The 18,742-nt window shown below is 59.8% G+C and carries 21 protein-coding genes; 4 read left to right on the top strand and 17 right to left on the bottom strand.

The window, feature by feature from the left end:
* Positions 1-149 precede the first annotated feature (149 nt).
* The 7 genes from AC1DPX_RS34740 to AC1DPX_RS34710 all read right to left on the bottom strand — a co-directional run bounded on the left by AC1DPX_RS34740 (position 150) and on the right by AC1DPX_RS34710 (position 5,595).
* On the bottom strand, positions 150-2,036 hold the full coding sequence (locus tag AC1DPX_RS34740) for a potassium transporter Kup (protein ID WP_477242515.1): 1,887 nt from the start codon (positions 2,034-2,036) through the stop codon (positions 150-152).
* A 222-nt stretch (positions 2,037-2,258) separates the two neighbouring features.
* Complete coding sequence (locus tag AC1DPX_RS34735; RefSeq protein ID WP_477242513.1) at positions 2,259-2,477, bottom strand: hypothetical protein; 219 nt, start codon at positions 2,475-2,477, stop codon at positions 2,259-2,261.
* Between the two features lie 240 nt (positions 2,478-2,717).
* Complete coding sequence (locus AC1DPX_RS34730) at positions 2,718-3,428, bottom strand: DUF4336 domain-containing protein (protein WP_477242507.1); 711 nt, start codon at positions 3,426-3,428, stop codon at positions 2,718-2,720.
* A gap of 59 nt (positions 3,429-3,487) precedes the next feature.
* Entirely contained in the window at positions 3,488-3,760 is a 273-nt protein-coding gene (locus AC1DPX_RS34725; RefSeq protein WP_477242505.1) for a hypothetical protein, read from the bottom strand.
* A 161-nt stretch (positions 3,761-3,921) separates the two neighbouring features.
* Positions 3,922-4,707, bottom strand: a complete 786-nt coding sequence (locus AC1DPX_RS34720) for an anti-sigma factor family protein (RefSeq protein ID WP_477242503.1) — start codon at positions 4,705-4,707, stop codon at positions 3,922-3,924.
* On the bottom strand, positions 4,694-5,227 hold the full coding sequence (locus AC1DPX_RS34715; RefSeq protein WP_477242501.1) for a sigma-70 family RNA polymerase sigma factor: 534 nt from the start codon (positions 5,225-5,227) through the stop codon (positions 4,694-4,696). The genes AC1DPX_RS34720 and AC1DPX_RS34715 overlap by 14 nt, the downstream gene beginning before the upstream one ends.
* A 146-nt stretch (positions 5,228-5,373) precedes the next feature.
* A complete protein-coding gene (locus AC1DPX_RS34710) occupies positions 5,374-5,595 on the bottom strand; it encodes a hypothetical protein (RefSeq protein WP_477242499.1) in 222 nt (73 codons plus the stop codon).
* Between the two features lie 397 nt (positions 5,596-5,992).
* Here AC1DPX_RS34710 and AC1DPX_RS34705 point away from each other — a divergent pair, with 397 nt between their 5' ends.
* Genes AC1DPX_RS34705 through AC1DPX_RS34695 form a run of 3 tightly spaced genes read left to right on the top strand, consistent with a single transcriptional unit; the run spans position 5,993 to position 9,466 of the window.
* Complete coding sequence (locus AC1DPX_RS34705; RefSeq protein ID WP_477242497.1) at positions 5,993-6,949, top strand: TAXI family TRAP transporter solute-binding subunit; 957 nt, start codon at positions 5,993-5,995, stop codon at positions 6,947-6,949.
* 40 nt (positions 6,950-6,989) lie between these two features.
* On the top strand, positions 6,990-9,098 hold the full coding sequence (locus AC1DPX_RS34700; protein WP_477242511.1) for a TRAP transporter permease: 2,109 nt from the start codon (positions 6,990-6,992) through the stop codon (positions 9,096-9,098).
* The gene (locus AC1DPX_RS34695; RefSeq protein ID WP_477242495.1) at positions 9,095-9,466 is read left to right on the top strand and encodes a DUF1850 domain-containing protein; all 372 of its coding nucleotides are present in this window, start codon (positions 9,095-9,097) and stop codon (positions 9,464-9,466) included. The genes AC1DPX_RS34700 and AC1DPX_RS34695 overlap by 4 nt, the downstream gene beginning before the upstream one ends.
* A gap of 75 nt (positions 9,467-9,541) precedes the next feature.
* Here the strand turns inward: AC1DPX_RS34695 and AC1DPX_RS34690 are convergent, their stop codons facing one another.
* From AC1DPX_RS34690 to AC1DPX_RS34650, 9 genes are all read right to left on the bottom strand, one after another.
* Complete coding sequence (locus AC1DPX_RS34690) at positions 9,542-9,874, bottom strand: cupin domain-containing protein (protein ID WP_477242493.1); 333 nt, start codon at positions 9,872-9,874, stop codon at positions 9,542-9,544.
* A gap of 10 nt (positions 9,875-9,884) precedes the next feature.
* Positions 9,885-10,649: a 2-dehydro-3-deoxy-D-gluconate 5-dehydrogenase KduD gene (kduD, locus tag AC1DPX_RS34685; RefSeq protein WP_477242491.1), complete on the bottom strand. Its 765-nt coding sequence runs from the start codon at positions 10,647-10,649 to the stop codon at positions 9,885-9,887.
* Positions 10,646-11,497 (bottom strand): 5-dehydro-4-deoxy-D-glucuronate isomerase, encoded by an 852-nt coding sequence (gene kduI / locus AC1DPX_RS34680; RefSeq protein ID WP_477242489.1) that lies wholly within the window; start codon positions 11,495-11,497, stop codon positions 10,646-10,648. The genes kduD and kduI overlap by 4 nt, the downstream gene beginning before the upstream one ends.
* 22 nt (positions 11,498-11,519) lie before the next feature.
* Entirely contained in the window at positions 11,520-12,293 is a 774-nt protein-coding gene (locus AC1DPX_RS34675; protein WP_477242487.1) for a FadR/GntR family transcriptional regulator, read from the bottom strand.
* An 11-nt stretch (positions 12,294-12,304) separates the two neighbouring features.
* Positions 12,305-13,585, bottom strand: coding sequence for a TRAP transporter large permease (locus AC1DPX_RS34670; protein WP_477242485.1), 1,281 nt, complete (start codon positions 13,583-13,585; stop codon positions 12,305-12,307).
* Positions 13,585-14,112 (bottom strand): TRAP transporter small permease, encoded by a 528-nt coding sequence (locus AC1DPX_RS34665; protein WP_477242483.1) that lies wholly within the window; start codon positions 14,110-14,112, stop codon positions 13,585-13,587. Before AC1DPX_RS34665 ends, AC1DPX_RS34670 begins: the two co-directional genes overlap by 1 nt.
* A 53-nt stretch (positions 14,113-14,165) precedes the next feature.
* A complete protein-coding gene (locus AC1DPX_RS34660) occupies positions 14,166-15,143 on the bottom strand; it encodes a TRAP transporter substrate-binding protein (RefSeq protein ID WP_477242481.1) in 978 nt (325 codons plus the stop codon).
* Positions 15,144-15,175: 32 nt separating this feature from the next.
* Positions 15,176-16,636, bottom strand: a complete 1,461-nt coding sequence (gene uxaC / locus AC1DPX_RS34655; protein WP_477242479.1) for a glucuronate isomerase — start codon at positions 16,634-16,636, stop codon at positions 15,176-15,178.
* Between the two features lie 181 nt (positions 16,637-16,817).
* On the bottom strand, positions 16,818-17,252 hold the full coding sequence (locus AC1DPX_RS34650) for a MarR family winged helix-turn-helix transcriptional regulator (RefSeq protein ID WP_477242477.1): 435 nt from the start codon (positions 17,250-17,252) through the stop codon (positions 16,818-16,820).
* Between the two features lie 307 nt (positions 17,253-17,559).
* Between AC1DPX_RS34650 and AC1DPX_RS34645 the strand changes: the two genes are divergently transcribed.
* On the top strand, positions 17,560-17,910 hold the full coding sequence (locus AC1DPX_RS34645; RefSeq protein WP_477242509.1) for a response regulator: 351 nt from the start codon (positions 17,560-17,562) through the stop codon (positions 17,908-17,910).
* A gap of 496 nt (positions 17,911-18,406) precedes the next feature.
* Here the strand turns inward: AC1DPX_RS34645 and AC1DPX_RS34640 are convergent, their stop codons facing one another.
* Complete coding sequence (locus AC1DPX_RS34640; protein ID WP_477242475.1) at positions 18,407-18,706, bottom strand: hypothetical protein; 300 nt, start codon at positions 18,704-18,706, stop codon at positions 18,407-18,409.
* Positions 18,707-18,742: the final 36 nt, after the last annotated feature.

The raw sequence follows: 18,742 nt of genomic DNA, 5'->3' as shown, positions 1-18,742 counted from the left end.
ACCCGTGAATATCTCAAGCCGTCGAACCGGCTCCTCGTCCCTGGACTTAAGCGTAAGCTCTGAAATCGTCATGTGTCGAAGCCCTCAAAGGCACCGAGCATCGTCGCTCACGACAACGCGCGAAAGGTGCCAACGGGACAGCGCTTACGCTAAACCGCCAATTGGGTACCGATCTCCACGACGCGACCGGTCGGAATCTGGAAGTACTCAGTGGCATCGGCAGCAGTGCGCGCAAGATTGATAAAAAGCTTGTCCTGCCACAGCGGCATTCCGGAATTGGGCGAAGCCTTGAGAGAGCGACGCGATAGGAAGAAAGACGTCGTCATGATGTCGAACTTCCAGCCCTGCTTACGGCAGATCGCCAGGGCGCGCGGAATGTTGGGCTGCTCCATATAGCCGAAGGTCAGGCTGACCCGCATGAACAACTCGTTGACCATTTCCATTCTGACGCGTTCGCTGTCGGGCACGACCGGCTGCGGCGCTGTGACCACAGAAAGGATGACGTTCTGCTCGTGCAGCACCTTGTAGTGCTTCAGGCTGTGCATCAGCGCCGTCGGCGCGCTTTGAGGATCGCTGGTCAGGAATACTGCCGTGCCCGAAACGAGATGAGGCTTTTTCTTCACGAGGTTGCCGGCCAGCAAATCGAGCGGTATTTCGTTCCTGCGGGTCTTGTCAAACAGATAACGGCTGCCGCGTATCCAGGTTGCCATGATCAGTCCCATGATACCGGCAGCGGTGATCGAGACCCAACCCCCCTCGAGGATTTTGGCGACATTGGCGAGGAAAAACCCTGTGTCTATCGTGGCGAAGACAATGATGAGTGCTGCCGCCACCCTGAGCTGCCAGTTCCACATCCATCTCATCACGACGAACAACAGGATGGTCGTCATCAGCATCTCTCCGGTCACCGAGATTCCGTAGGCTGAAGCCAGTGAGCTGGAGCTGCCGAAACCAACCACCAGGACCATAACCGCCATGGCGATGAGCAAGTTGACGCGTGGCATGTAAATCTGCCCCGACTGCATCTCCGAGGTATGTTGGATCTCGATTCTGGGCAAAAGATTGAGTTGCACGGCCTGTCTGGTCAGCGAAAAAGCGCCCGAAATCACCGCCTGGCTGGCGATCACGGTAGCAGCTGTTGCCAATCCGACCATGGGCATTAGCGCCCATTCGGGCAGCATCTGGAAGAACGGGTTGTGGGTCTTCCCGCCATTGGCCAGAACGAATGCGCCTTGCCCGAAGTAGTTCAGCAGAAGGCATGGAAACACAATGGAGAACCAGGCAAGCACGATAGGCCTGCGCCCAAAATGCCCAAGGTCGACGTAAAGGGCTTCGGCGCCCGTCACTGCCAGGAAAACTGCGCCAACCGTCACGAAAACACCTGCCGGCTCGCCGGCCAGATAGGCCACCGCATAGTATGGATTGATTGCCAGCAGTACCGATGGGTCCTCAATGAGATGCGAGAGCCCTGCAACACCAAGGGCTATAAACCAAACCGCGGTCACGGGACCGAACACGGCTGCCACTTTGCCGGTTCCAAAGCGTTGGATCGAAAACAGGATGGCCAGGATGACCAGTGTAATGGGGACGACATAGGCGTCGAGGGCAGGGGTTATCACTTCCAGGCCTTCTACGGCGGACAGTACCGAGATTGCCGGCGTTATGATGGAATCGCCGAAGAAGAGAGCCGCGCCACACAGTCCGATCGCAAGGATGATGCGTGCACCCTTGGGATAAGCACTGCGAGCAAGCGACATCAGCGAAAGCGTTCCGCCTTCGCCCTTGTTGTCGGCGCGCAGCACGAATGCCACATATTTGATTGTCACAATGATCGTCAGCGCCCACACGATAAGCGACAACACACCGAGTACGTCGGCGCGCGATACGGGTCCGTCAGCGGCATGCAGCGCCTCGCGAAACGCATAAATGGGGCTGGTGCCGATATCTCCGTAGACGACGCCGAGGGCTCCCAGCATCAACAGTCTGGTGCTTTGTACCGCAGGTTTGGGCGGGTCGGCGTCTTCTCCTGGTCCCATGCCGTGACCCGTGTTGGCAAAATCCATGAAGTTGGGTCCCTAGCGTTTGGTCGCTGCTCAGAGAGCGGCTGACTGGTCCGGCCATGCGATACGCGGGACTGTTCGCTGTCAACCCATTCTGCACGGTGGCTTCCGCCGAGAAACGCTGTCCACGACCGAGCGTTTGGAGGATGAAGCGGCCGCGCTGCGCCGAACCGCCACCTGCCTCAACTCACCTTGCCATCAATCCCCAAGCTTGAGGTCCTGATGCTTGTTTTGAGTGATAATTCCGAGGATTTGCTCCCTGACGAGTTCGCACGATTCTGGCCGGACGAATGGCATTAGGAGGTCTACGGTTTCCTCCAGCTTCTCACGATCGCCTGCGTGAGGATCGGTCAGGTAATGACCGTGTTCGTAGATATTGTCCGATAGCCTTTTGTTCAGGTCAGAAAAAAATCCCATCACCGTTATCTCCACATCGACTCATGGGTCCGTCCACCCCTACCTAGTCCGTGAGACCATAAAATCCACCGGGCTTGCCAGGCCATAATGGGCAACGAAATTTGCCACGTGCCTAGATGACACGACGGCCTTTGGCCGAAATTCGGAACGTCCTGCAGGTTCTGCGTTGGCCGATGGTCCACGCGTACAAGCAGCCGATGCGGGAGCGGCGATGCTCTCAACAATTCAGTTGTTTTGCGCCTATGCGTACCCCCATTCGATTATCCCCGTCCAAGCCGCAGCCGCAACCGCGCGAGCATTACGATCGATCAGATCGCCGTGCGACAACACAATCCGCTGAAAGTCCCAAGCCAGAATGCGCCGCAGCGATTTCGCCAGTGCCTGGCGATCATTCCAGCCTATCCGGTATTCCGGCGCGGGGCGGGGATTGTCCCACATGCGCAACACATGCTTGAACCAGAACTTCAATGCTGCTCCGGTATGAGGCGTTTCGTCGGTGAAGTTCTCTATGAGGTCAACAAGGATCAGCGTCCTGCTTGCGCGATGAAACATCGCGACCTCACGCATGATGCGCGTGCCTTTCACGAGGACCTGGTCGATTTCACCGACCCAGTCGGCGGGAGCGACGTCACCGAGCAAGCCATCATATTTCAGGCTGGGGTTTTTGCTCTCGATGCCGGGACATATCCATGTCTTCGCACTCGGAAACGCCGCTTGCGCGCTCGTTGCGTACATGTGGTGGAAGTTTCCGGGAGCAACTATGTGAGCAACAGGTCCGAGCGACGAAATTTCTTCGGCAATCGTCGATGTGATGTTGCATGGCGAGTGCAGCATGATCTGGCCAGAGGCGAGGCGCAGCACCGTCATTCGTGCCTCAAACCTCGTACATGCCAATCGGACAGGATATGGGCAGAGCCATATCTGATCTGCGACATAGGGCTTGAGGTGCATCTCTTTCTTTCGGTGGGCCGGTGGCAGAGCCGGGTATGTGCAACGCTACCTGGAGCCGCTCATGTGTGGCCTTCGTTCGCGCACGCCACGACCACAACCGGCAGCCCGTTGGATGCTTGCTGCCGCGCCTGCAAAAGCCACAAATTCCGAAGTTCCTGCGACATGCCTTTCATTGCGGATCGCGCGGCCGCCGTGATTTCGTATGCACCGCAGGTTGCGCATTGGTATTCGACTTTCCGGGGCAAAATGTCGGCCTCGAGCGCCATACCTGCGCAAACCGGGCACGTTGCGGGGTAGTACCTTCTGCCTTTCTCAAATGGCAAAATGTTCATTGGTCGAGCTCCTCCTGCTTCAGGAGAAGTGGACCCTCCAAGTGCCCATTTTGGTATGCGTTCTGAAAAGCAAGCTGTAACTGGCAACCCGAAAGACTTTTGAGGTCCAAGCTGGCGGGCATTCTGCTTCTCCCTTCTCGTCACTATGGTTGCGGCCCCAATCACCCTCTTATCTTGGGTGTGGCGTTCCTGCGTGTAGCGACTTCGATTTCCTTGGCCTCCTTCTCGAGCCGATCGGTCGCGGCAGGCCCCATCAAGGCGTAGGCGGTACCGCCCGATTGCCAGTATACGGTTGGCACGCGGCCGTCCGTGGCGGGCGTGGGAGGAACGGCGTCTTCGCCGCTCATCGCCACGGCCACAAGCGTGATCCGTCCGACGCTTGGCGTGTCGGCCGTCACGACAAGGCTCTGCCTTCCATTCCAGGGCTGAACCTGAACATCTTTCACCACCCAGACCGCTGGGAGGGCCGGCATGCTGATGTTGATGGCGCCGACCAGTCGTTCGATCTTGTCTTGCTTGGGCTCACTGCCCTTTTCCGGGCCGGCATTCAGTTGCGCCACACGTAAGGCATCGCGCGCAGCCAGAATGAAAGTCTGATCCGTGGTCTGACCTCCCTGGCGAAGCGGCAGCGTCAACGAGTTGGCGGACCAACCCAGCAAGACCAGGAGAGCAGCCGCCATTTGCAGTTTGAGTGCGGTGAATAGCCTCCGCCGCCGAAACGCACTCTCCAGCTGTTTTGCCTTGTCCAGGCTCGCACGGGGCGGGAAAAGCCGCTCGGGTTGAGCGACGCGCAAAGCTTCCATGCGCTGGGCTTGCGCAAAAACCTCCGCTGCCAGTTCCGGCTCCAGTGCGAGACGGGCCTGGAGGTCAGACCTTTGAGCCTGGGTCAGTTCGCCATCGAGAAAGCGGCTGATCTCATCCTCGGAAATGCGGTTACTGGGCCACATCACGGCCTCCAACAACTTTCAACTGGGCAGGTGCGCAGTCGCTCATCTTTTCCATACTCGTCTTCAGGGCAGCCCGCGCGCGGCTCAGGCGTGACATCACGGTTCCGTGCGGTACGCCCAGCACCGCCGCGGCATCCGAATAGGTGAAGCCCAGCACGCCAACCAGATGGAGGACTTCGGCCTGCTCGGTCGGCAATACAAGCAGCGCCTTCCGCACATTGGAAAGCTCGGCGCTATGCTCCTGCGATGGCAGCAAGAGAGGATCACACTGCTGTGCATAAGCGGCAAGACGACGCTTCTCGGCGGCCGCGCGAACCGTACTGGTCAGAAACGTGTTCCGCACGATGGTGATCAGCCACGGCATCAGCGGCCGCGACGGATCATAGCTGCGCGCCAGCGTGAGGGCGCGCACAAGCGCCTCCTGCACAAGGTCATCCGCATCCGCGTCGTTGCGCGTCAGCACCCGGCCATAGCGCCACAGGTCCTCCAAATGCGGAGTGACGTCGAAACTCGCTTTCATGCGCCATATACTGACCTTGACACCAAACTATTCCAAGCCGGTCGCTTTTCCCGAGGAGATCGGCCGCGTTTTGGTTGAGGCCTTGATTTGGCCACCCCGGGCTCAGCATCGTAGGCTTGCGACAACGTCCAATAGCGGAAGCAGTCTCAACTGTTGGTGGCGGCCAGTCGCGCCTCAACCCACTCCCGCAACGCCATCCGAATGAGGTCCGATCGACCCATACTCATCTCGGCGGCGATAGCTTCCAAAGCATTTTCTATTGTTGCGTCCAGCGGGATGCTGCCGACATTTCGCAGCATCAAGGCGGCTCGAATATTCGGGCGCGACTCGCCAGCTTCAGGCTCTTCGTCGGCGGATAGCGAAGACATAGAAGGGTCCTTTCCGGGGCAGGGGCCCAGCAGTTAAATGGGACAGGGAACGAGACTGCTGGGCCATGCAGGCAGACAAGGACGTCGAATTCGCCTGCATCACCGTATACTGAACGCGACTTGAAACTATTCCCGGCCCCCCTGAGGTAATCGAAGGGGCAGCAGTCGGAGTCGTCCCTCGGCGCCTTGCTATGGCAGCACATGGCAGGTCAGAGTCGATTGGTGGAGCCGAATGCGCCGACTTTTGCGTGAGGCCGGCGACCGGATTGGCTGCAGCGGGACACGCTAAAAGGATGTCCTCGTTTTTCCCGTATTTGGGGTTGGCATGCAGGGCGCGACGTCGCAAACTGGATACCATGTCCGGTTGCGGGCAGATGAAGTCCCCACGGAGGAAACCATGATACATCAAACCAGAAATCTGTTCACCGTTGGCGCGGTCGCGCTGAGCCTCGGCCTTGGCGCCGCAACCGCCAAGGCCGATGAATTCATCAACGTGCTGACGGGCGGAACCAGTGGGGTCTATTATCCGCTCGGCGCGGCGCTGGCCAAGATATATGGCGAGAAGATCCCTGGGGTGCGCACACAGGTGCAAGCGACCAAAGCTTCTGTTGAGAATCTCAATCTGTTGCAGCAGGGCAAAGGTGAAATTGCATTCGCTCTGGGTGATTCAGTTCGTGATGCGTGGGATGGAAATGAGGAGGCGGGGTTCAAACAGAAACTGGACAAGCTTCGAGCCATAGCCGCGATTTACCCGAACTATATTCAAATTGTCGCTTCCAAGGAGTCTGGCGTGATCGATCTGGCCACGCTGAAAGGCAAGCGGCTGTCAGTCGGTGCACCAAAGTCTGGCACCGAACTCAACGCTCGCGCCATCTTCAAAGCGGCCGGAATGAGTTATGACGATCTCGGCAAGACGGAATATCTGCCGTTCGGCGAGTCGGTTGAGCTGATAAAGAACCGTCAACTGGATGCGACGCTTCAATCCGCAGGATTGGGTGTTGCTTCGATCAAGGATCTGGCGTCGACCCAGCCGATCACGGTGGTGGCGGTACCGGCCGACATTGCTCAAAAGCTTGGCGCACCGTTCCTGGCCGCCACGATCCCTGCGGGCACTTATGATGGCCAAACCACCGATGTGCCGACCGTGGCCATAACCAACATGCTCGTGACCCGCGCCGACGTTTCCGACGAGGAGGCCTATCAGATGACCAAGCAGCTGTTTGAGAACCTTCCTGAACTTGTCGCCGCACATAAGGCAGCCTCGGTCATCAAGCCGGAAAACGGACCAAAGGGCTTGCCGATCCCTCTCCATCCGGGCGCCGAGCGCTATTACAAGGAAAAGGGTCTGCTATAGCCCGGGGCAAGAAAAGACGATCAGGACCCTGGGAGGAGCAATGTCCGACAACGGAGGGGCGCCCGAAGCCGGCGACAACATTTCTGATTCAATTCACGATCCGCTGGCGGAGACATTCCCCGCCACGGCGGRAGGACGTGTGCTGTTCTGGATTGCCGTTGCCTTTTCCGTCTTCCAGCTGGTTACGGCCGCCGGCCTGATCAGCCTGCCAAGCCAGGTCGTTCGCTCGATCCATGTCGGATTCCTGCTGCTTTTGGTGTTTCCGCTGATCGCCGTGCTGCGTGGCTCAAGTCCCTTGTTGAAGGCAATCGGCTGGAGCCTGGGCTTTGTTGGAATGGCGGTTGCCCTCTATCAGTTCGCGGAATATGAACCGCTGATCCAGCGCGCCGGCGAACCGCTTGCGATCGACACGTTTGTCGGCGTGGTATCGCTGGTCACCATATTCATCGCGGCCTACGTCCTTATGGGTCCGGCGCTGCCGATCATCTCGGGTTGCTTCCTCGCCTACTGCCTTTGGGGCGAATATTTGCCTTCTCCCCTCAACCATCGTGGCTATGAATTTTCTCAAGTCATCGACCACATGGCGTTCGGTACTGAAGGCATCTACGGCACGCCGATCTATGTCTCGTCCACCTATATTTTCCTGTTCATTCTATTCGGTTCGTTCCTCGAACGCGCCGGGATGATCCGATTGTTCACGGATGTTTCCATGGGTCTCGTAGGCCATGCTCGCGGCGGTCCGGCCAAGGTCGCGGTTATCTCGTCTGGCTTCATGGGTATGATCTCGGGGTCCGGCGTTGCCAATGTCGTGACTGTTGGGCAATTTACGATCCCTTTGATGAAACGCTTTGGCTATCGTGCCGCCTTTGCTGGCGGTGTCGAGGCGACCGCTTCGATGGGTGGCCAGATCATGCCGCCGGTAATGGGCGCTGTCGCCTTCATCATGGCCGAGACACTGGGCATCGAATATCGCGAGGTGGTGCAGGCGGCGGTCATTCCAGCTGTACTCTACTTCGCGTCCGCCTTCTGGATGGTGCATCTGGAGGCGGGTCGTGCCGGCCTCGTGGGCCTGCCACGTTCGCAACTGCCATCACCAGTCGCCGCGCTTAGAGAGCGCTGGTTCCTGATCCTGCCGCTGGCGGCGCTCGTCTATCTGTTGTTCTCCGGTTACACGCCGCTTTACGCCGGCACCATTGGTTTTGCGATGACGGCGCTGCTGATCCTCGGCGGCTCGGTTGCACTTGGCTTGCCTTCACAGACCTTGCGGGTCATCTTCTGGGTGCTGCTAGGGGTCTTGGCCGCCAGTTTCTTCAAGCTCGGCATCGGCATCGTGCTGGTGACGGCCGCGGCGCTCATCTTCGCGAACCTGTTCGTCAAGGGTGGCACGGACACGCTCAATGCCTGTCGGGATGCATTGGCTGAAGGCGCAAAGTCCGCGCTACCGGTCGGCATCGCCTGCGCCATTGTCGGCATAATCGTCGGCACCATGACGTTGACCGGCATCGCCAACACGTTCGGCGACTACATCGTCTCGGTCGGTCGCAACAGCCTGATCCTGTCGTTGATATTGACGATGATCACCTGCCTCATTCTTGGCATGGGCATTCCGACGATCCCCAACTACATCATCACGTCGACGATTGCCGGACCGGCATTGCTGGCGCTGGGTATTCCGCTGCTGGTCAGTCACATGTTCGTCTTCTATTTCGGGATCATGGCCGACCTCACGCCGCCTGTAGCACTCGCATGCTTCGCCGCGGCACCGATCGCAAAGGAAAGCGGGCTAAAGATTTCGATTGAGGCCATCAAGGTCGCTGCCGCAGGCTTCGTGATTCCCTTTATGGCCGTCTATACACCGGCCCTGATGCTGCAGCCCGGCGGGGCGTTGGCCGACAGCATCGGGTTCTACCCGGCCGTTGTCTACATCGTGTTCAAGACAGCTCTTGCGATCTCGCTTTGGGGCGCTGCAGTCGTCGGCTTCCTGAGGACACGCCTGGCTTGGTGGGAAAGATTTCTTGCAACTGCTGCGGCGTTTGCTCTGGTTGCGGCAATCCCGGTTTCAGATCAACTGGGATTTGCGCTCGCTCTGATCTTCCTCGTCCAGAACTGGTATCGCAACCGGCTAGCCGTCGGGATCGCGCAGCGATGAGCCTGTGCATCCTTGCTGCCGGCAAGATCAAGGTGCTGGCTGTCGCAGCCTTCACCTTGTCATGGACGCATTCGGTGGAAAAGACGCGGTGGGAGGAAGACTGGCGCATAACATCGGCTGGACTTCAAATCGTAGAGGCCCGCATCCAGGGCTCTGGCGCCGGGATGGAGCCGCCAGAAGGGGCGAGGCTGGTGAGGGGCTGGTGGGTCTATGTGCCCGACGTAAAAGCACTGACAAGCATCATGCTCGCAGCATCCGGAGCGACAGGCGAGGGGTGGACGATTTGCGACAAGGGTTCGTGCTTGGTTGTCGGGGCTGCGGCCGATGACGCTGTCGTGTTACGGGCGTGCGAGAACTCGACCCCGTAAAATGCTCGCCGATCTTGCTGGCCGCCTTCACAGAAGTCTTTCACGTCCAATCCGCAAAGGGTGCCGTTGTTTCGATCAGTCGAGAAAATCGGCGCGGTGTGGCGTAAAGCTGTCGACCAGCCGCCCCGCTTCCAGCGCCTTGACGCCGTGAACCAGGCCGGACGGCACGATGAAGCTGCCGCCGGTCTCGAGGATTTCGGTCCGGCCGTCAATGGTCACCTCGAAGCGGCCTTCGGCGACGTAGCTTGCCTGGACATGCGGGTGCGAATGCAATGCGCCGACGCCACCCTTGTCGAAGCCGAATTCGACTAGCATCAGCTCATCGGTGTGCAGGAGAACCCGCCGCCGATTGCCGTCCGGTGTCGGCGTCCAGGCGTCCTCGCCGGTATGCGCGAAAATCTTCGTCATCGTTGTCTCCTCATCGCGCCAGCCAGCCGCCATCCACCGGCACCACCGCGCCATGCATATAGTCGGAAGCCCGCGCCAGCAGGAAGACGGCGGCGTCGCCGATGTCGCCCGGCTCGCCCCAGCGGCCGGCCGGGATGCGCGCCAGGATGGCGGCACTGCGGTCGGGATCGGCGCGCAACGCCTGCGTGTTGTTGGTCTCGATATAGCCGGGCGCGATGGCGTTGACGTTGATGCCTTTTGCCGCCCATTCGCAGGCGAGCAGCCTTGTGATGCCGAGCACGCCATGCTTCGAAGCGGTGTAGGACGCAACGCGGATGCCGCCCTGGAAACTCAGCACCGAAGCGATGTTGACGATCTTGCCGTGGCGTCCACCGGCAAGCGTGCGTCTGGCGAAGCTCTGGCAAAGCAGGAAGGCGGTCTTCAGATTGACGTCCATGACGTCGTCCCAGTCGGTCTCGGTCAGATCGACGGCATCGGCACGCCGGATGATGCCGGCATTGTTGACCAGCCCGTCGAGCGGCCCGCTTTCGTCCCAGACCCGGTCCAGCATCGGACCGGCGGCCGCCGTGTCGGCAAGATCGGCGCTCACCGCCTCGAACCGGCCACCGACGGCCGCGACCTTGCTCGCCGTATCGTCCATCGACGAACGGCCGACGCCGATCACCGCACCGCCGGCACGGGCGATCGAAATCGCGATGCCCTGGCCGATGCCGGTGTTGGCGCCGGTGACCAGAATGCGCTTCCCGGCGAGGCTGAAGGCGGAGAAATCACTCACCGCAACTGTTCCATCGCCACCGGGTCGACGTCGGTGTAGTCGACATTGTCGCCGGCCATCGCCCAGATGAAGGCGTAGTTCGAGGTGCCTGCGCCCGAATGGATCGACCAGCCCGGCGACAGCACTGCCTCCTCGTTGCCCATGACGATATGGCGTGTCTCGCCCGGCTCGCCCATGAAGTGGAAGACGCGCGCCGTCTCGGCCAGGTCGAAATAGAGATAGGCCTCCATGCGCCGGTCATGCACATGGCATGGCATCGTGTTCCACACCGAGCCTTGCGCCAGCTGCGTCATGCCGACGACCAGCTGGCACGTCTTCACGCCCTCGGCATGGATGAATTGGAAGATCGAGCGCTCGTTGCAGCTGTCCTTGCTGCCGAGGTCGAGGCGCTTGGCGTCACCGATGCGGATCAGCCGGTTGGGATGGGCCTGATGCGCCGGCGCGCTGAGCAGATAGAATTTCGCCGGCTCGTTGGAATTTGCGGAGGCAAACGACACGTCCGTCGTGCCCATGCCGAGATAGAGCATGTCGCGCGCCTGCAACTCGAAGGATTGGCCACCTGCCTTCACACTGCCGGGACCGCCGATGTTGACGACGATCAGTTCGCGGCGCTCGAGAAATTCCGTGGTCCCGGTCGGCTTGATCGCCTTCAGCGGCAGCGGCATCGCCACCGGCACGGCGCCGCCGACGATCATACGGTCGTAGTGCGTATAGGTCAGGCTGATGCGGCCGGGCTGAAAAAGATCCTCGATGTGGAAATTATGGCGCAATTCATCGGTTCCCATCGTCGCGGCGGCGGCCGGGTCGATGGCAAAGCGCGATGTGTAGTCGGTATGGTTCTGGCTCATGGCTGTCCTGACTTGAATTGGATCACTCGCCGGCAGCGGCCTTGACCGAACTGGCATAGAAAACCTGCCTTGCATGCAGACGCTCGCGGTAGCGCTGCTGGCTGGCCGAGAGATGCGCGCGCATCGCTTCGCGCGCGGCCTCGGCGTCACCTGAGGTGATCGCATTCAGGATCACCAGATGCTCACGCTGCAGCCCGCGCTGGTACGTGTCGGACTGCACCAGCTCGGTCGACCAGGGCGAGGTCACGTCGCACGGAATGGCGCGCCGGCCGAGTACGTCGAGCATTTCGACATAGAACGGGTTGTTGGTGGCGCTGGCGATGGCGCGGTGGAAGGCAAGATCGGCCGGACCGGTGGGCTCCGAGGCTAGCAGCAGCCGTTCGAATTCGAAGAAGGCTTCCTGGATCGCGGCCTCCTGCGCGGCGTTGCGGCGGGTGGCGGCGAGCCCAGCCGACTCGATCTCGATCGCAAGCCGCACTTCGAGCACGTTGAGCGCGATCGAATCCTTGGCTCCCATGTCGGCGGCCAGCGCCCCGAACATCGTCGAGATGTGCTCGGTGACGAAGACGCCGGCGCCCTGGCGCGGCTCGACGAGACCGTCGGCGGCCAACTTGGCCAGCGCCTCGCGGATGACGGTGCGGCTGACACCAAAAGTCTCGGTCAACTGGCCTTCGGTCGGCAGTTTGTGACCGGGCCGGATCTCGCCCGCCTGCAATTGCTTGCGGATCGCCGCGACCACGGTCTCCGACAGCTTGGGTTTTCTCTCGACCCGGAGGTCGGTTGCGGCAGCGGACACGTGGCAAACTCCTAGTGGAAGAGGCTCGGCAGCCACAATGAGATTTCCGGTACGTAGGTGACAAGCATCAACACGACAAAGGCCGCTCCGTAGAATGGCCATATAGAGCGCATCGCCGTCCAGATCGGGATGCGGGCGATTGCGCAGCTGACGAACAGCACCGCACCGACCGGTGGCGTGCACAGGCCGATGCCGAGATTAAGGATCAGGATGACACCAAAGTGTACGGGGTCGACGCCATAGGCCATGACCACGGGCAGGAAGATCGGCGTGGTGATGATGATCAACGGCGACATGTCCATGAACGTGCCAAGAATGAGCAGGACGATGTTGATCAACAGCAGGATAACCAGCTTGTTGTCGGAGACCGACTGCAGGAACGCGACAAGGGCCGCGGGGACCCTGAGATAGGCCAGCAGCCAGCCAAAAGCAGCCGCGCAGCCGATGATCATCAGCACCATAGCTGTGGTGCGCACGGCCGCGTTTGTGGCGGCGACAAAATCACTCCAGCCCATTGAACGATAGACCAACAGTGTCACCAGGAAGGCGTAGACAATGGCGATGCAGGAGCTTTCCGTGGCGGTGAAGATGCCTGAGCGGACGCCGCCGAAAATGATGCCGATCAGGATGAGGCCGGGAATGGCGGCGACAAGCAATTGCAGCGCCCGCCCAAAGCCGGCGAAGGGCTCCGTCGGATAGCCGCGGCGGCTGGCAACCCAATAGGCTGTGATCATCAGCGATAGTGCCAGCAGCAGGCCCGGTATGATCCCTGCGGTGAATAGGTCGGCGATTGAAATCCGTCCGCCGGCCGAAATCGAATAGATGATCATGTTGTGCGAAGGCGGGATCAGGAGCGCAATGATGGCGCCCACCGAAGTTATATTGACTGCATAATCAACCCCGTAGCCGCGTGCCTTCATCTGAGGGATCATCAGACCTCCGACCGCAGAGGCATCTGCTACCGCCGATCCTGAAATACCGCCGAAAAGGGTCGACGCGGCGATATTGACCTGGCCCAGCCCGCCGCGCAGGTGGCCGACCAGCGAGCCGGCCAACGCCACCAGCCTGGCAGCAATGCCGCCGCGCACCATCAGGTCGCCGGCAAAGATGAAGAATGGAATGGCCATCAGTGAAAAGACGCTGACGCCGGAATTGAGGCGCTGGAACACCACCAGCGGTGGCAGGCCTAGGACCAGAACCGTCGCGAAGCTGGCAACGCCGAGGCAAAACGCGATCGGGGTGCCGATGATGAGGAGGAAGACGAAGGTGCCGAACAGAACCGTCAGCGCCATCACAGATCCTCCTCGCCCGTGGCGTACTGATCGGCGTCCACGGGCAGGCCGGCAAATCGCCCGGCTAACCGCTCGAGCGAAAACAGGCAGACCAGCGCGCCTCCTAAAATAACAGGCAGGAAACTCACGCCGCCCGGGAGTGCGAGAGATGGCATCACAGTGTTCCAGGTCAGCCTCGTGAGCTGGATTCCGTAGACGATCATCCCTGCGCCGAAGGCGAGCACGACGACGTCCGAAATGCTTCGCAGCACAGCCTTGGCGGCTGGGGGCAGGAAATAGAGCAGGACGTCGAAGCCCAGATGGGTGCGCTCGCGAACGCCGACCGCCGCGCCGAGGAAGATGAACCACCCCATCAAGAGCACCGAGAAAGATTCGGTCCAACTCGGCGAGCGGTTGAGGATGTAGCGGGAAAACACCTGCCAGAAGATGATAATCGTCATCAGTGTCAGCCCGGCGCCGCTGACCCACAACGCAAGCCTTGCAAGCCGTGACAACAGTCGCTCTATTGCCAGCCAGAATGGTTTCATGCGCGTCTTCCCCAGGGCGGTGGCGTGGATGATCGCGCCACCGCTGTCGCGGATTACTTGGTTGCCTGGATTTTGGCGGCGAGGTCCTTGAGTTCAGGCGTCGACAGATACTTGTCGTAGACCGGCTTCATGGCATCGATCAGCGGCTGCTTGTCGATCTCGCTGACCTTTACGCCGGCAGCTTCGACGATGTCGCGCGACTTCTTCTCCTGCGCGTCCCACAACTCGCGCATCTTGACGACGCTATCCTTGGCCGCTTGCCGCACGATCGCCTGGTCTTCCGGCGTGAGCTTGTCCCAGCTCGATTTTGACATCACCAGCACTTCCGGAACGATCTGGTGCTCGTCCATCGTGTAATGCTTGGCAACCTCATAGTGCTTGGCGGACTCGAAGCTCGGCCAGTTGTTCTCGGCACCGTCGATGACGCCTGTCTGCAAAGCCGAATAGACCTCGCCATAGGCCATCGGCGTGGCGTTGGCGCCGAGCGCATTGACCATGTCGACGAACACGTCGGACTGGATGACGCGGAACTTCATACCCTTCATGTCGGCCATCGAGGTGATGTCCTTCTTGGTGTTGTAGAAGGAACGGGCACCAGAATCGTAGAAGGCGAGGCCGACCAGGTTATGCGCTTCGAAGGCCTTCAGGATCTGATCGCCGATCGGGCCATCCATCACATGACGCATGTGTTCGACCGAGCGGAAGATGTAAGGCAGCGACGGCACCGCCGTCTCCGGGACGATGCCGTTGAATGGCCCCATTGAAACACGGTCGAGGTCAATGACACCGGATTGGGTCTGCTCGATCGTGTCCTTTTCCTCGCCCAGCTGCGCCGAGTGGTAGACCTCCACCGAATAGCGCCCATTCGTGCGCTGCTTTATCAAGTCGCCCATGTATTTGACCGCTTCAACCGTCGGATAGCCGTCCGGATGCGTATCTGAAGACCGAAGCACGGTTTGCGCGTTGGCGACGCCGATCATCAGTGCACCGAACGCGAACGTGGCTGCCATCAATTTCGAAAAATGCAACATGACTTCCTCCCTTTAAAATCAAGGCGCCCGGCTCAGAGCCGGTACGCCTTCTTGGCAAGCGTGTAGGCAAGCTCCCTGGCCAGCTCGTGCGCCTCGTCCTCGCGCAGCCGATGCTCGGCGACGAGACGCGCCAGGAAGGCGCAATCGACCCGCCGCGCCACGTCGTGACGCGCTGGTATCGATGGAAAGGCGCGGGTGTCGTCGCTGAAGCCAACGGTGTTGTAGAAGCCGGCCGTCTCGGTGGTCATCTCGCGATAGCGGCGCATGCCTTCCGGGCTGTCGTGGAACCACCAGGCCGGTCCGAGCTTCAGTGCTGGGTAAGTGCCGGCCAGCGGCGCCAGTTCGCGCGCATAGCTGGTCTCGTCCAGCGTGAAGAGGATGATCGTCAAATCCCGTTCCAGGCCGACGCAGTCGAGCAACGGCTTCAGCGCCGTCACATAGTCGGTTCGCGTTGGGATATCGAAACCCTTGTCGCGGCCGAACTTCTGGAAAATGGCAGGCGAATGATTGCGCCAGGAGCCAGGATGGATCTGCATCACCAGCCCGTCGTCCCGGCTCATCTTGGCCATCTCGGTCAGCATCTGGGCGCGAAACAGTTTGCGCTCGCGTTCATCGTCCGAGCCTCGACGGATGCGGCTGAACAGCTCTTCTGCCGCCGCATCCGAGAGATTGGCGGTGTCCGCCGTCGGATGGCCATGGTCGGACGAGGTCGCGCCAAAACTCTTGAAGAAGGCGCGCCGCTGGCGATGCGCGTCGAGATAGCCGGCCCAACTGCCGGTGTTGCAGCCGGTGATCTCGCCCAGCCGATCGAGATTGGCCGAAAAACCTTCGAAATCGGGATCGACAACCGCGTCCGGCCGATAGGCGGTGATGACACGGCCTTCCCAGCCGCTGTCGCGGATCATCTTGTGCCATTTGAGATCGTCGAGCGCGCCTTCCGTCGTCGCGATGACCTCGATGTTGAAACGTTCGAAGAGCGCGCGGGGCCGGAAATTCTCCCACTGCAGCAGCGTCGCGATCGTGTCGTAGTGACGGTCGGCGGTGGTGGCGTTCAGCGGTTCGTCGATGCCGAACAGATCGGCGAGCACATGGTCGAACCACAACCGGGTAGGCGTGCCGCGAAACAGGTAATAGTGCTCGGCGAAACGCCGCCAGATCATTCGGCCGTCGGTCTCCACCGGCGCGCCGTCCAGCGTCGCCACACCGAGGTCCTCGAGGCGGATGCCTTGGCTGAACAGCATGCGGAAAATGTAGTGATCGGGCACGATGAGCAATTGCGCCGGATCGGGGAACGGCTCGTTCAGCGCATACCAACGAGGATCGGTGTGGCCGTGCGGGCTGACGATCGGCAGGTCCTTGACGCCGGCATAGAGATCGCGGGCAATCGAGCGGGTCTGAGGCTCGGCGGGAAACAGCAAATCCGCATTGGTCAGTGCCACGATAGTCCTCCCAGGGTTGCTACCGGTAGGGTTGACAACAAATAATGTCAACATACAAAAACTGGATCATTGTATGATGACTAGTCGCACTGTGTCGGGCGGAATTCTTAAGCGAGCGGAGCGCGGAGCTGACGTTCGGACGTCGACGACCGAGATATTGGAAGCTGCGGTATGAGTGTGTTGATTGGTATGTGCGGATCACAGGATCCGCATTCGCGGCGGCTTCCTCGATAGCTCATGATCGTCCCATGTTTCTCAGCCGCCGCAGAGATTCCGCCAGAAGCGGTTCGTGTTTGAGCATTTCGCGCAGGTGATCGGCGGCAAGACTTTCCAGCAGCACAGCGCCTTGGAGAGTCATGGCGACAAGCACGCTGCGACGATCGGAAGGGGACGGTCGGCGTTCGGCCAGACCTGCTTCGACAAGCCTGTCCACGAGTTGCACCGCCCCATTTGGTTGGAGCAAAAGCTGATGAGCAAGATCCTTGATCATCATGGCTTGGTCGGGATGGACCTTGATCGCGAGCAAGGCCTGATATTGTTGGGATGTAATGCCGACCGCTGATGCTGCCACCTCGCTAAAGGCCAGAAACCGACGCAATGCAAATCGGAACCCTGCCAACCCCTTGTAGGCGTCTTCGTCCAGCGGACTTGCCACATCTGGCTCTCTCATGCCCGGCGAACCCTTGGCATTTCGAGGCGACAAGGCAACCTTGGCCGGACCGTCTCCGGAAACCGGAGACGCAGCACCAACTGCGTCTGTTTTCGACACTCTCTTAAGCCCTTCACTTTTATGTCATCTCGTGATGTATATCAGGCCTACGTTCGGTAATCGAGCGGCTCAGCATCTTGTTCTGATTGGTCATGCCTGTCCGAAAATTGCGGTCTGCGCAACTGCCCATGCCAGCAAGCTGTCAGGGCGTTCGGAGGGAAGGGGCCTTATGCAAGATCAAACTGGCGCGAATGAGACAATCTTGATCGTGGAGGATGAGCCTGTCATCCGGTTGAACATCGCCGACTATCTTCGAGTGCAGGGGTTCCGTGTCGTCGAGGCCAATAGCGCTGTGGAGGCTCTCGAGATCGTGCAGAGCGGCGTGGTCCAGGTGGATCTCGTTTTTTCCGACGTGCAGATGCCCGGTGACATGGATGGTTTTGGACTGTCGCATTGGCTGCGGGTCAATAAGCCCGGCATTCCTTTGATCCTTACGTCGGCTTATGCCATCGCCGTTGAAACAGAAGCTATTGTCGACGCGCGGCGTCCATTTGTGGCCAAGCCTTACGATGAGCAGCACGTTGTTCATAGGATCAGATCGCTATTGAGCAATGCGTAGAGCCCGCCGCGTTGAGCCATGTGCCGCCAAGGGCGGCGCAATGTTTCTATGGCAAACAGGAGCCTGATTCATTTTTGCAATGCGCTTTCCGCAACAGGCGCGGAGGTGGTCAAAACCTCCGGCCATCACCTTGATGGGAATTACGCAAAAGTGGCGGAAACAAATTCTGAATGGTTTCAACAGCAGGGGGCCAAAGTTTAGCTGCCAAGGTCGGACCGCTCGTCGTCCTTGAAAAAATGCAACGCCCTGCCAAGAACAGGCAAGTAGAGGCCATTCGGCGCCCGGGCCGGCATTGGCCCTTGGTCTTGAGCCTCTGCATGAGCGGTTGCGTGTGTCCGTTACTGTGGGACCCGTGCGCGAGGGCAAACGGAGAAAACCCAGCCATGATTGCGATCCATGCTTCAAAAGACGCTGGCCAGGGATGCCTTTTGAAGTGGTCGGACCTTGGTGATGAAAACCCGCCGGCATGCACCGGCGGGTTTTGCGTAACACCTCGTTACATCGCCATTTTTTCACATTCGGCTTGAGCCTTCTTGGTGGACGTATCGATCATGTAGGCTTTGCCCTTGGCGTCGGTCATCATCATCATGCAATGCTTGATTGGCTTGGCCATCTTCATCATTTCGGCGCTCATCTTCGCATCCGGCATCATTGTTCCCATGTGGCCATCGGGCATGATTGCCGTCACTTCTCCGCCCTTCATCATCGACATTTTGCCCATCGTGTCTTCGGCAAGAGCTTGCGAGGTGGAAAGACCGATGAGGCCGATAATGGCAACGAGCTTGATCGAGTTCATTCACTTACTCCCGTTTTGGGCACAATCGCCCTTTTT

The organism is Mesorhizobium sp. 01N446, from assembly GCF_056399285.1.
The sequence above is the reverse complement of the archived record's forward strand: the minus strand, read 5'-3'. Positions and strand labels throughout refer to the sequence as shown.

Coding starts and splice junctions, on each gene's coding strand:
- AC1DPX_RS34740 (WP_477242515.1), bottom strand. CDS start 2,036: ATGGGACCAGGAGAAGACGCCGACCCGCCCAAACCTGCGGTACAAAGC.
- AC1DPX_RS34735 (WP_477242513.1), bottom strand. CDS start 2,477: ATGGGATTTTTTTCTGACCTGAACAAAAGGCTATCGGACAATATCTAC.
- AC1DPX_RS34730 (WP_477242507.1), bottom strand. CDS start 3,428: ATGCACCTCAAGCCCTATGTCGCAGATCAGATATGGCTCTGCCCATAT.
- AC1DPX_RS34725 (WP_477242505.1), bottom strand. CDS start 3,760: ATGAACATTTTGCCATTTGAGAAAGGCAGAAGGTACTACCCCGCAACG.
- AC1DPX_RS34720 (WP_477242503.1), bottom strand. CDS start 4,707: ATGTGGCCCAGTAACCGCATTTCCGAGGATGAGATCAGCCGCTTTCTC.
- AC1DPX_RS34715 (WP_477242501.1), bottom strand. CDS start 5,227: ATGAAAGCGAGTTTCGACGTCACTCCGCATTTGGAGGACCTGTGGCGC.
- AC1DPX_RS34710 (WP_477242499.1), bottom strand. CDS start 5,595: ATGTCTTCGCTATCCGCCGACGAAGAGCCTGAAGCTGGCGAGTCGCGC.
- AC1DPX_RS34705 (WP_477242497.1), top strand. CDS start 5,993: ATGATACATCAAACCAGAAATCTGTTCACCGTTGGCGCGGTCGCGCTG.
- AC1DPX_RS34695 (WP_477242495.1), top strand. CDS start 9,095: ATGAGCCTGTGCATCCTTGCTGCCGGCAAGATCAAGGTGCTGGCTGTC.
- AC1DPX_RS34690 (WP_477242493.1), bottom strand. CDS start 9,874: ATGACGAAGATTTTCGCGCATACCGGCGAGGACGCCTGGACGCCGACA.
- kduI (WP_477242489.1), bottom strand. CDS start 11,497: ATGAGCCAGAACCATACCGACTACACATCGCGCTTTGCCATCGACCCG.
- AC1DPX_RS34670 (WP_477242485.1), bottom strand. CDS start 13,585: ATGGCGCTGACGGTTCTGTTCGGCACCTTCGTCTTCCTCCTCATCATC.
- AC1DPX_RS34665 (WP_477242483.1), bottom strand. CDS start 14,112: ATGAAACCATTCTGGCTGGCAATAGAGCGACTGTTGTCACGGCTTGCA.
- AC1DPX_RS34660 (WP_477242481.1), bottom strand. CDS start 15,143: ATGTTGCATTTTTCGAAATTGATGGCAGCCACGTTCGCGTTCGGTGCA.
- uxaC (WP_477242479.1), bottom strand. CDS start 16,636: ATGTTGACATTATTTGTTGTCAACCCTACCGGTAGCAACCCTGGGAGG.
- AC1DPX_RS34650 (WP_477242477.1), bottom strand. CDS start 17,252: ATGAGAGAGCCAGATGTGGCAAGTCCGCTGGACGAAGACGCCTACAAG.
- AC1DPX_RS34640 (WP_477242475.1), bottom strand. CDS start 18,706: ATGAACTCGATCAAGCTCGTTGCCATTATCGGCCTCATCGGTCTTTCC.